The organism is Pseudomonas panipatensis (assembly GCF_900099785.1).
Lineage (GTDB): Bacteria > Pseudomonadota > Gammaproteobacteria > Pseudomonadales > Pseudomonadaceae > Pseudomonas > Pseudomonas panipatensis.
The window spans coordinates 396,408-408,458 of record NZ_FNDS01000005.1 but is presented as its reverse complement, the minus strand read 5'-3'; the positions used below and the strand labels follow the sequence as shown (position 1 = coordinate 408,458).

Genomic DNA, 12,051 nt, shown 5'->3' with positions numbered 1-12,051 from the left:
CTGAGACCACCGCGCTCTAACTTGAGGCTTTGCGCCAGAGGCTCGCCGTTACCCCCATGGAAGCTGTTCGCCGTCATATCGAACGCCAGGTGCTCAGCCTGACCGGACTCGCCCTGGGTGGCGTGGATTTCGAATCGCCGAAGGGCGACCCCGGCCTGTTCGGCCCCGACTCGACCTGCTGGAAAGTCCATGGCGATTTCAGCTCGATGCTGATCGGCGGTATCAGCGCCCTTCTCCTGCAGATGCTGCACCCGGCCGCCCTGGGTGGCGTGTGGGATCACTCCAACTTCCGCGACGACATGCTGGGGCGCCTGCGCCGCACCGGCCAGTTCATCTCCGCCACCACCTACGGCTCGGTGGCCGACGCGGAAAAGCTGATCGCCCGCGTGCGGCACATCCACGAGAGCGTCACCGGCCATCTGCCCGACGGCACGCCCTACGCGGCCAGCGACCCGGAGCTGTTGACCTGGGTCCATGTGGCCGAGGTGAGCTGCTTCCTCAAGTCGCACCTGCGTTACCTCAATCCCGAGCTACCCGGCAGCGAACAGGACCGCTACTACGACGAGATCGCCCTGATCGCCGAACGCCTGGGCGCACGCAATGTGCCGCGCTCGCGGCAGGCGGTGGCCGACTACCTGGAGCGCATGCGCCCGCAATTGCGCTATGACGCGCGCACCCGCGAGGTGGTCGAGATCCTCCTGGCCGCGCCCGCCCCCAGTTCGCTGGCCAAGCCCTTCGGCGCACTGATGATGCGCGCCGGCATCGACCTGCTGCCAGACTGGGCCGCCGATATGCTCGGGCTGTCGCTGCACCCGTTGCAACGCCAGTTGATCCGCGCCAGCGTCAAGCGCAGCGTGCCTTTGTTGCGCTGGGCGGTGCGCAATGGATCGCTGCATCGCGCGCGGCGACGCATGGGCTTGCCGCCCCTGCGCTAGGTGCGTGACTCAGCGGTTCGGCTAGTGGTCGGCCGCGGCCGCCTGTGCAACCATGCCGCTCGCTACGGCCCGCGCCGCCATTTCCAGAGGAACCGCGTTATGCAAGATGTCGTCATCGTCGCTGCCACCCGTACCGCCATCGGCAGTTTCCAGGGCTCCCTGTCCGCCATCCCGGCCCCCGAACTGGGCGCCGCGGTGATCCGTCGCCTGCTCGAACAGACCGGCCTGGCCGCCGCGAGCGTCGACGAAGTGATCCTCGGCCAGACCCTTACCGCGGGCAGCGGCCAGAACCCGGCGCGCCAGTCCGCGCTCAAGGCTGGCCTGCCCCACAGCGTGCCGGCGATGACCATCAACAAAGTCTGCGGCTCCGGCCTCAAGGCCCTGCACCTGGCGACCCAGGCGATCCGCTGCGGCGATGCCCAGGTGGTGATCGCCGGCGGCCAGGAAAGCATGAGCCTGGCGCCCTACGTCATGCCGGGCGCGCGCAGCGGTCTGCGCATGGGCCACGCCAAGCTGGTCGACAGCATGATCCATGACGGGCTGTGGGATGCCTTCAACGACTACCACATGGGCATCACCGCCGAGAACCTGGTGGACAAATACGGCATCAGCCGCGAGGCGCAGGATGCCTTCGCCGCCGAGTCGCAGCGCAAGGCCGCCGCGGCCATCGAAGCCGGGCGCTTCAGCGCCGAAATCACCCCCATCGAGATTCCCCAACGCAAGGGCGAGCCGCTGCGCTTCGCGGTCGACGAACAGGTCCGCGCCGGCACCAGCGCCGAATCGCTGGGCAAGCTCAAGCCAGCCTTCAAGAAGGACGGCAGCGTCACCGCCGGCAACGCCTCCACCCTCAATGATGGCGCCGCCGCCGTGCTGCTGATGAGCGCCGACAAAGCCCGCGAACTCGGCCTGCCGGTATTGGCGCGCATCGCCGCGTACGCCAACGCCGGCGTCGATCCGGCGATCATGGGGATCGGTCCGGTAGCCGCCACCCGCCACTGCCTGGAAAAAGCCGGCTGGCAACTGGCCGACCTCGATCTGATCGAGGCCAACGAGGCCTTCGCCGCCCAGGCCCTGGCGGTGAGCAAGGAACTTGGCTGGGACCTGGCCAAGGTCAACGTCAACGGCGGCGCCATCGCCCTCGGCCACCCCATCGGTGCGTCCGGTTGCCGCATTCTGGTCAGCCTGCTGCACGAGATGATCCGCCGCGATGCCCGCAAAGGCCTGGCCACGCTGTGCATCGGCGGCGGTCAGGGTGTGGCGCTGGCCATCGAGCGCTGAGTCCCTGGCCAATCCCTGAAAGACCGGCGCGCCTCCGCCACGGGCGCGCCATCTGGGCTATCTTCAAGGACATATTCAGGAACTTGGGGGTCGCCAATGAATAAGCGTGTCGTACTGGTCGAAGACCACCCGGCCATGCGCCTGGCCATTCGCACGCTGCTCTCGCAGGATCCACAGTTCGAGATCGTCGGCGAGGCGGCGGACGGGCATTCCGGCCTCAATCTGGTCCGCCAGGAGCGCCCCGACCTGGTGATCCTCGACCTCAACCTCCCCGGACTGGATGGCATGGACCTGCTGGCGCGGGTACACATCTTCGACGAGAACATCCGCCTGCTGGTGCTCAGCTCGCAGGACGAGCGTCTTTACGCCAATCGCGTGGAGGCAGCCGGCGCCCACGGCTTCGTCAGCAAGAACAAAGACACCACCGCCATCCTCAACGCCGCGCGCATGCTGGTTTCCGGCTACCGCTGCTTCCCCGAGCGGCCCTTGGGCGCGAGCGGCGTTTCCGGCGACGACCCGGTGGCGGCGCTGACCCCACGCGAACTGGTGGTGCTGCGCAGTCTGGTGCGCGGCATGAGCAACAAGTTGATCGCCGAAGAACTCTTCCTCAGCCAGAAGACCGTCAGCACCTACAAGACCCGCATCCTGGAAAAACTCCAGTTGGAAAGTCTGGTGGATCTGGTGGAGTTCGCCCGCAGCCACAATCTGCACGAGTGAGCGAGCCGAACTGACGCCGACGCCGTTCGCACACGTGCTCCGGGGCAAATTCTGGAACTTCACAGCCGTGCCATACTCCTAGGCACGCCACGATGGAAGACGACGCTGACCATGTCCAAAGGATTGATTCGTGCGATTGGCACGCTGCTGTTCCTGTTCCTGCTCTATTGCCTGTTGGGTTTCCTGATCCTCCCCGGGATCGCTCTGCGCGTGGCTAACCAGCAGTTGGCGCAATACGCCATGCTGCCGGCGCACATCGAGCGCATCGAACTCAACCCGCTCAACCTGGAGTTGACTGTCTGGGGGTTGCGCATCGGCAACGCCGGGCAGGAGCAGATCAGCCTCAAGCGCTTGTACGCCGACCTCGAACTGGACAGCCTTTGGACCCGTCAGTTGCACCTGCGCGATGTCGAGCTGGACGCTCCGCACGGCGAGGTCCTGTTCGCCGAAGACGGCAGCCTCAACCTGACCCGCCTGTTCAAACTGCCGCCCAGCGCACCGAGCAAAGACCAGCCGCCCAGCAAACCCTTCCCCCTGCGCATCGAACGCATCGCCCTGAACCAGGGTAGCGTGCACTTCCAGGACAATCGCCCGAGCGAGACGGTGGACTTCGTCCTTGACCCGCTGAGCCTCGAACTGCACAACCTCAGCACCCAGCCGGACAGCGGCGCACAGATGACCCTCGGCGCGACAGGTCCGAACGGCGGCAAACTCGACTGGAAGGGCAGCCTGAGCCTGACCCCGATCACCTCGTCGGGCAGCCTGAAGGTCTGGGACATTCCGCTCAGGGCATGGTGGCCCTATGTGCGCGACAACGCGCCGCTGGAGCTGCAGCAAGGCACCCTCGAACTGTCGTCGGACTACCGGCTGGACCTGAGCAAGGACACCCAATTGCTCCTGCAGAACGCCGCGCTGTCGGTGCGCGATATCGCCCTGAAGGGCCCGACCGGACAACCCCTGGTCAACCTCGCCAGCCTCGATGTGGCCGACACCAGCCTGGATCTGGCCAAGCGCGAAGTGCTGGTCGGCCAGATCCGCAGCCAGGGCCTGGAGGCCTGGGCCGCCCGCGAAAAGAATGGCCAACTCGACTGGCAGGAGCTGTTCGCCAACTTCAAGCCACCGGTCCGCAAGGCCGCTACGGCAATGGCCATCGGCAACGAGGCAGCAGCGGTCGCGCCAGTGCCGGCCAAGGTGACACAGGGCGCGGCACCAACCCCGCTCAGCGCAACGGCCACGCCCGCCGCGGCAGCCGCGCAGCCGCAAACGCCGGCGCCGACGCCAGCCCAGGAGGCCGCTCCCGCCGGACAGCCCAGCGCCAGCACTCAGCCCCCGGCGCCAGCCTCGCCCACGGAGCCGCAGAAGCCCTGGCATGTGCTGCTGCGTGACACGCAACTGCGCGGCTACAAGGCGCACCTGGCCGACCACGCTCCAGCCAAGGCGGTTACCCTGGACGTCGGTCCTCTGGACCTCGACCTGCAGGGTATCGACAGCTCGCTGGCCAGCCCGCTGCAACTGAACCTCAAGACCGGCCTCGGCAACCACGGTCAACTGGCGGCCAGCGGCCAGCTCAGCCTGCGTCCGGTCAGCGCCAGGTTGAAAGTCGCGACCAACGACATCGACCTGCGCCTGGCGCAGTCGTACATCGAGCCGTTCATTCGCCTGGAGCTGCGCAGCGGCTTCCTTTCCAGCGACCTGGACGTCGACCTCAAAGGCACCGATCCACTGGCCTTCAGCCTCAACGGCAGCGCCCAGGTCAGCCAGTTGCACACCCTGGACACGCTGAAGAGCCGCGACTTCGTCAAATGGCAGAAGGTGACCGTCAACGGCCTGGCCTACCGGCATGGCGACAGCCTGGCGATCCAGAGCGTGACCTTCGAGCAGCCTTACGCGCGCTTCATCATCAACGAGGATCGCACCACCAACGTCAGCGAACTGCTGGTCGCGCAAGCGCAACCGGGGGCCGCCAAGGACAGCGGCAGCAAAGCCAGCGGCGCGTCCGGCAAGCCACTGGGTATCCACATTGGCGGTATCCGCATCAACGATGGCTCGGCCAATTTCGCCGACCTGACCCTGCGCCCGGACTTCGCCACGGCGATCCAGCAACTCAGCGGTGAGATCGGCAGCATCGACAACCGCAACCCGCAGCCCGCCGCGGTGAACATCACCGGCAAGGTCGACAAGTACGCCCCGGTGAGCATCAAGGGCAGCCTCAACCCCTTCTCACCGCTGGAGAAACTGGATATCGCCACCAGCTTCAAGCGCGTCGAGCTGACCACCCTGACCCCCTACTCCGGCAAATTCGCCGGCTACCGCATCCGCAAGGGCCGACTCAACCTGGACCTGCACTACCAGATCACCCAGGGGCAATTGAAAGCGGATAACAAAGTCCTGCTCGAACACCTGCAGCTCGGCGAGAAGGTGGACAGTCCGGATGCCGTGGACCTGCCCGTGAAGTTGGCGGTCGCCCTGCTCAAGGACACCAACGGCAACATCGACATCCAGTTGCCGGTGGAAGGCGACCTGAACAACCCCCAGTTCAGCGTCATGCCCATCGTCTGGCAGACCTTGCGCAACCTGGTGCTGCGCGCCGTGCAGGCGCCCTTCAAGTTCATCGCCGGCCTGGCCGGTGGCGGCGAGGGGCCGGACCTGAGCAATGTCACCTTCGCCGCCGGTTCCAGCGAACTGACGCCCGACGCCCAAGGCCGCCTGGACAAACTCGCCGAGGCGCTCAAGCAGCGGCCGGCCTTGAAGCTGGAAGTCGAAGGTGTCAGCGCCGCCACGAGCGACGGCCCGCTGCTGGCCGAGCAACGCCTGCAGCAGGAATACCGCGACAACTACTACAAGATGCTGCAGCGCCGCGGCGACAAGGTGCCCAGCGATGCCAGCAAGCTGGAAGTCCCAGAAGACCTGCAACCGGCGCTGCTCGAAGGCATCTACCGGGTACGCCTGAAGAAGCAACCACCAGACGAGTGGCAGAAGCTCAGCAAAGACGAGCGCACGGCCAAGCTGAAACAAGCAGTGGTCGAATCCTGGGGCCAGAGCCAGTTGCTGCTCCGCAAGCTGGCCCAGGAACGCGGTGCGCGGATCAAGGACTATCTGGTATCCAGGGGCGGCCTGGGGGATGATCGCATCTACCTGATCGATGTCAGCCTGGGCGAGGCGGAGAAAAACGGCGAGGTCGCCACGCAACTCCACCTCGACAGCGAATGAGGTTACCCGCGATGAAATCCCTCCCCCTCCTGACCGGCGCCCTGCTGCTCTGTAGCGGCGCCGTCCACGCCGACGACACCATGCGCTGCGGCAGCTCGCTGGTCAGCGTCGGCGACCGCGAGTGGGAAGTGGAGCAGAAATGCGGTGCACCGGCCCACCGCGACGAAGTCGGCTATACCCTCGCGGGTTACGACCACCGCGAGTACCGGGTCGAGGAGTGGGTCTACGGCCCAAGCAACGGCGCGACCTACATCCTCACGTTCGAGGCCAACCGTCTCAAGCGCATCGAATTCAAGCGCGATTGATCCTGCGGAGTCCCCATGCGCCTTGCGGCCGCTCTACTGCCCCTGCTCTTGCTCGCCGGCGCTCCGGTCATGGCCGACAGCCTGCGCTGCGGCAGCCGCCTGATCAGCAGCGGCGACACCACCAATGACGCCCTGGAGCGCTGCGGCGCTCCGGTCGACCGCTCCTACCTGGGCACCCGCATCGTGGTCGGAGACTGGGGCCAGCGCGAAGAGGTCCGGGTCGAGGAATGGATCTACGGGCCCTGGAACGGCATGTTGTATTTCGTGCGTTTCCAGGGCAATCGCCTCGACTCCATCCAGAGCAAGCGCAGCAACTGACAGCCAGAGGCACCGGTGATAGGCTCGCGCCACCGTTGCCGCCAAGGACAGGTCGCCCATGCTCATCGTGCCCGCCGAACACCCGCTGGACTGGAAAAAGCCGCCGGTCGTTACCCTGCTGCTGATCCTGCTCAACTGCCTGATCTACTTCGGCTACCAGAGCGGTGACCGCGCCCGCCAAGAGCACGCGGTCAGCGTCTACCTCGAAGAAGACCTGCTCAGCCGTGAACGGCCACTGTTCGCCGAATCCTTCAGCCGCCGCGAAAAGCTCGACGAATCCCAGAAGCACAGCGTGGAAGCCCTGCGCCGGCAACAACTGGCCTGGCTGATCCTGCGTGATATGGAGTTCGGCCAGGAGCTGCGCCAGCTCCCCGCTTACCAGCAGGACCCGCTGTGGCAGGCCGCCCGGGCCAAGGCCGAAGCCGCGCGCGACCAGATCAGCGCCCAGCGCTTCGGCTTCATTCCGGCGAAATTCACCCTGCAAGGCCTGATCGGCTGCATGTTCCTGCACGGCGACTTCTGGCACCTGGCAGGCAACATGGTGTTCCTCTTCCTCTTTGGCTTCGCCCTGGAAGTGGCCTTGGGCCGCGCGCTGTACCTTGCCCTGTACCTGATCAGCGGCATCTGCTCCGGGCTGCTCTGGTGGGCGCTCGACCCAGTGTGGGTGACCGGCGTCGGTGCCTCCGGGGCGATTTCCGGGTTGATGGGCATGTACATCGGCGTCTATGGTCTGAAGCGCATCCGCTTCTTCTATTGGCTGGGCCCGCTGATCGGCTACTTCACGGCACCGGCGCTCTGGGTGCTGCCACTGTGGATGGGCAAGGAACTCTACGGCCTGCTGCGCGCCGCGGATCACGTCAACTATTACGCCCACCTCGGCGGGCTGGCCTCGGGTTTCCTGATGGTCTGGCTACCGCGGCGTTTCAATCGCATCAAGGTCGACGAGGCCTACCTGGCCAAGGAAGACCCGGATGCGCCCTTCAAGCGCGAACTGGCCGCGCTGGATGAGCTGATCGGACGCTTCGCCCTGGATCAGGCGGCGCTCCGGGGGCCGGACCTGCTGGCACGCTATCCCGGCCGCCTCCTGTTGATCGAGCGCCTTTACGGGGTGGCGAAATCGCGCCAGGACGCCCCCCTGATGAGCGCTCTGCTCAAACAATTGTTCGCCCTGCCCCAGCAGCAGGGCACTGCCTTGCTGAAACGCGTGGCCGACGACAGCGCCACAGCGGAACAGCGCCTGCTCAAGCACCCGGCGATTCAACTGCACCTGCTGCAGAAACTGCTGCAAGCCAGTGATGGCGGACGCTCCCTGGCCGCCTGGCAGCGCCTTGCGCAGGGTGCTCAACGGCCGCCGCAACTGCCGCAACTGACCCTGCTGCTGGCCAAGCAATTGAGCGCACAGCGCGATAACCGGAACCTGCCGGAACTCGCTGCGTTCTTGCGCACGCACTATCCGGACGCAGAGCAGACCCGCCAGTTGGCCCTGTACCAGCAGAGCCTGGCCCGCTGACGCACCACCGTCCTGGTGGTGCTCGCCGGTGACGCTCGGCGGCGGGCGTTTGCTGAACGGGCACGCCGCTCGAATCGCCCGGCCGGAAACCGGGAAACCGATGGCCCGCTGGCCGTCGGTGCGTGCCCGCCGTGCGCCTGGCCAGGTGCTCAGGAACCCTGCGCCGCCATTTTGGCCAGCACCCGCTCCAGGCTGGTCACCTCGTCGAGCAGAGGGCTGTCCGGATAACGCTGGCGGATGAAGGCCAAGAGTTTGCCCGCCGGTTCCAACTGCCCCAACCCTTCGGCAAAACCGCGTGCCGCCAGCAGGTAAGCCCGGGGAATATGCGGATACTGCGGAAAGCGCTGGTGCAGGTTGCGCAACAGGCTCAGTCCCTCACGCGTCTTGTGCCGCGCCAACAGCACGGCGGCGACCTGCTCGCAAACCTGGGGGTCGTCCGGGAGATAATCGGGGTGCAACTGGCGAGCATTGAGCAGTGCGTTGGCAGCCAGCTGCGGATTCAAGCGGCTGGCCAGGAGCAGATAGCGCGGCAGGTGCGCCAGGCAGTCAACGCGCTCGTTGAGCACGAACAGCAACTGGTGGTAGCGCTCGTTGAGCTTGAGGTCCTCCGGGTCCTGACGTAACGCCGCGCTAAGGATTTCCACGGCGGCGCCGCCCTGCCCCTCCTTGACCCGCACCTCGGCCTCGGCCAGTGCCTTGCGCCGACGCCATTCGGCCTCCGGGAAGCCCTGTGTACCTTCGTCGTCGGCCACCGCATAGCCTAGCGCGCCCTGATACTGGAACACCGCGTAGCCCATCATGGCGCACATCACGACACCGAAATACCCCAGCAGCAGAACCAGGATCGGCATCAACACCACCCGCGGCAGACCGTAGGCGAGCAACCAGGCCAGGTAGGTCGGCGATTGCCAAAGGATGAACAGAAACACGCAGAGAATCAGGTAGCGCCAACCCATGGCGCGCATGACCTGGCCGACTTCCAGCGGACTGAGAGCGGCGCCCAGCGACTTATCCAGCGCCAGACGAATGATGCTGGCCGGTAGCGCCAGGACCAGCGCCACGTTGACCGTCCAGTAGAGCGCCTCGTTGTCGAAGTCGGCGGCTAGCCAGAGCAGCAGGAAAGCGACCAGGAACACCGCCAGTTGCTGCACGAAGGCGGTGAAACTGGCGCCCTGGAAGGCTTCGCCCAGGCTCGGCGCCTCGCTGCTGCCGAGGCTGACGGACTCGATCACCGAGTGCAGGTATTTGGTCGCCACACTGAACAACGCCAGCCACAACACGATCATGCTGGGCATGAACAAGCTGGCCAGGGCCAACACGGCGGCGAACAGCAATGGGCCGGGTTGCAGAGCGTATGCGAAGAACTTCGGCAGGCGTTCCCAGAAGGGTTGCGCGGTATTCGCGGCGCCCAGGTAACGCAAGGCGCCTCGGCACAACGGACAGGCCGGCGCGTACTCCGGCGCCTCGGCATTGAGCGGCACGCAACAGTCGCCGAAGTGCCGATCGCAGGGCGCGCAATGCCAGGTGGCGGGCTGCGCAGGGTGATAGTGGCAGTAGGTCTTGTCCATGGCCGCGTGGGTTCCTTCCGAGCTGGCAAGGCGCCATTCTCTGGGCAAAAAAAGAGGGCCCGCAAGGGGCCCTCTCTTTTTTTGTTGCGCTCGCTTAGACGCCAGAGGCTTCCGCGGCGGCAACGTCCTTGATGGACAGCTTGATGCGGCCACGGTTGTCCACATCGAGCACCAGGACTTTGACTTCCTGGCCTTCCTGCAGCACGTCGGTGACCTTGTCGATGCGCTTGTCGCTGATCTGCGAGATGTGCACCAGACCATCCTTGCCCGGCAGGATGTTGACGAAGGCACCGAAGTCAACGATGCGCTCGACCTTGCCGACGTAGATCTTGCCGATCTCGGCTTCCGCGGTGATGCCCAGAACGCGCTGCTTGGCGGCCTCGGCGGCTTCCTTGGTTTCGCCGTAGATCTTCACGCTGCCGTCGTCTTCGATATCGATCGAAGCCTTGGTCTCTTCGCAGATGGCACGGATGGTCGCGCCGCCCTTGCCGATGACGTCGCGGATCTTGTCCGAATCGATCTTCATCATCAGCATGGTCGGGGCGTTTTCCGACAGTTCTGCGCGCGGCTGGGCAATGACCTGGTTCATCTGGCCGAGGATGTTCAGGCGAGCTTCCAGGGCCTGGCCCAGGGCGATCTCCATGATCTCTTCGGTGATGCCGTTGATCTTGATGTCCATCTGCAGGGCCGTAACGCCCTTGTCGGTACCGGCGACCTTGAAGTCCATGTCGCCCAGGTGGTCTTCGTCACCCAGGATGTCGGTCAGAACGGCGAATTTGTCGCCTTCCTTGACCAGACCCATGGCGATGCCCGCGACCGGCGCCTTGACCGGTACGCCAGCGTCCATCAGCGCCAGGGAGGCGCCGCAGACGGAAGCCATGGAGCTGGAACCGTTGGACTCGGTGATTTCCGACACCACGCGGATGGTGTAGGGGAACGCGTCCTGCGACGGCAGCATGGCGGCGACGCCACGACGGGCCAGACGGCCGTGGCCGATTTCGCGGCGGCCCGGGCTGCCCATACGGCCGCACTCGCCCACCGAGAAGGGCGGGAAGTTGTAGTGCAGCATGAAGGCGTCCTTGCGCTCGCCTTCCAGGGTGTCGAGCAGCTGGGCATCACGCGCGGTGCCGAGGGTGGCGACGACCAGAGCCTGGGTTTCGCCGCGGGTGAACAGCGCGGAACCGTGGGTCTTGCCGAGTACGCCGACTTCGATCTTCAGCGGACGGACGGTGCGGGTGTCGCGGCCATCGATACGCGGCTTGCCGGTAACGATGTTCTCGCGAACGATGCGGTATTCGAGCAGGCCGAAGACGTCCTTGACCTCGCTGGCCGGGAACTTGCCTGCTTCCTCGCCAGCGAACAGGGCCACGGCCTGGTCGCGCAGTTCGCCCAGACGGTTGTAGCGATCCTGCTTGATGGTGATGGTGTAGGCCTGGGAGATGGCTTCGCCCAGCTCGGCCTTGATGGCGTTGACCAGAACGGTGTTCTCGGCCGGGGCTTTCCAGTCCCATGCCGGCTTGCCGGCTTCGGCAGCCAGTTCCTTGACCGCACGGATGACGGCCTGGAATTCGTCGTGGGCGAACAGCACGGCGCCCAGCATCTGGTCTTCGGTCAGCTCGTCGGCTTCGGATTCAACCATCAGCACGGCGTCTTCGGTACCGGCCACGACCATGTCGAGGCTGGAGCTCTGCAGCTGCTCGTAGGTCGGGTTGAGGATGTAGCCGATTTCCGGGTGGAAGCCGACACGGGCAGCGCCGATCGGGCCGGCGAACGGAATGCCGGAGATAGCCAGGGCGGCCGAGGTACCGATCATGGCCGCGATGTCCGGATCGGACTTCTTGTTGGTCGAAACGACGGTGCAGACGACCTGCACTTCGTTCATGAAGCCTTCCGGGAACAGCGGGCGGATCGGGCGGTCGATCAGGCGCGAGGTCAGGGTTTCCTTCTCGGAAGGACGGCCTTCACGCTTGAAGAAACCACCCGGGATGCGGCCGGCGGCGTAAGTCTTCTCTTGGTAGTGGACGGACAGCGGGAAGAAGTCGCGGCCTTCAGCCGGGGACTTGGCGCCGACCACGGTGACCAGGACGGTAACGTCGTCCATGGTGACCAGAACAGCACCGGTGGCCTGGCGGGCGATGCGGCCCGTCTCGAGGGTGACGGTCGACTGACCGAACTGGAATTTCTTGATTACCGGGTTCACGGTGTCTTTA

9 protein-coding genes are annotated in these 12,051 nt (G+C 65.5%); 7 read left to right on the top strand and 2 right to left on the bottom strand.

Features of this window, described 5'->3' with window-relative positions; genetic code table 11:
* Positions 1-56: 56 nt before the first annotated feature.
* The 7 genes from BLQ74_RS14525 to BLQ74_RS14495 all read left to right on the top strand — a co-directional run bounded on the left by BLQ74_RS14525 (position 57) and on the right by BLQ74_RS14495 (position 8,273).
* On the top strand, positions 57-935 hold the full coding sequence (locus BLQ74_RS14525; RefSeq protein ID WP_090263287.1) for an oxygenase MpaB family protein: 879 nt from the start codon (positions 57-59) through the stop codon (positions 933-935).
* A gap of 99 nt (positions 936-1,034) precedes the next feature.
* Positions 1,035-2,213, top strand: a complete 1,179-nt coding sequence (locus BLQ74_RS14520) for an acetyl-CoA C-acetyltransferase (RefSeq protein WP_090263286.1) — start codon at positions 1,035-1,037, stop codon at positions 2,211-2,213.
* 96 nt (positions 2,214-2,309) lie between these two features.
* Complete coding sequence (locus BLQ74_RS14515) at positions 2,310-2,930, top strand: response regulator transcription factor (protein WP_090263285.1); 621 nt, start codon at positions 2,310-2,312, stop codon at positions 2,928-2,930.
* 111 nt (positions 2,931-3,041) lie between these two features.
* Complete coding sequence (locus BLQ74_RS14510) at positions 3,042-6,140, top strand: DUF748 domain-containing protein (protein ID WP_090263284.1); 3,099 nt, start codon at positions 3,042-3,044, stop codon at positions 6,138-6,140.
* 11 nt (positions 6,141-6,151) lie between these two features.
* Positions 6,152-6,445: a DUF2845 domain-containing protein gene (locus BLQ74_RS14505; RefSeq protein WP_090263283.1), complete on the top strand. Its 294-nt coding sequence runs from the start codon at positions 6,152-6,154 to the stop codon at positions 6,443-6,445.
* A gap of 15 nt (positions 6,446-6,460) precedes the next feature.
* Positions 6,461-6,763 carry a DUF2845 domain-containing protein gene (locus BLQ74_RS14500; protein WP_090263282.1) on the top strand — a complete coding sequence of 101 codons (303 nt, stop codon included), beginning with the start codon at positions 6,461-6,463 and terminating at the stop codon, positions 6,761-6,763.
* 58 nt (positions 6,764-6,821) lie between these two features.
* The gene (locus BLQ74_RS14495; protein ID WP_090263281.1) at positions 6,822-8,273 is read left to right on the top strand and encodes a rhomboid family intramembrane serine protease; all 1,452 of its coding nucleotides are present in this window, start codon (positions 6,822-6,824) and stop codon (positions 8,271-8,273) included.
* A gap of 149 nt (positions 8,274-8,422) precedes the next feature.
* On the opposite strand, the gene BLQ74_RS14490 is transcribed toward BLQ74_RS14495, so the two are convergent.
* Together BLQ74_RS14490 and pnp are read right to left on the bottom strand one after the other, a co-directional pair.
* On the bottom strand, positions 8,423-9,841 hold the full coding sequence (locus tag BLQ74_RS14490; RefSeq protein ID WP_090263280.1) for a DUF4013 domain-containing protein: 1,419 nt from the start codon (positions 9,839-9,841) through the stop codon (positions 8,423-8,425).
* A gap of 94 nt (positions 9,842-9,935) precedes the next feature.
* A complete protein-coding gene (gene pnp / locus BLQ74_RS14485; protein ID WP_090263279.1) occupies positions 9,936-12,041 on the bottom strand; it encodes a polyribonucleotide nucleotidyltransferase in 2,106 nt (701 codons plus the stop codon).
* Between the last annotated feature and the right edge of the window lie 10 nt (positions 12,042-12,051).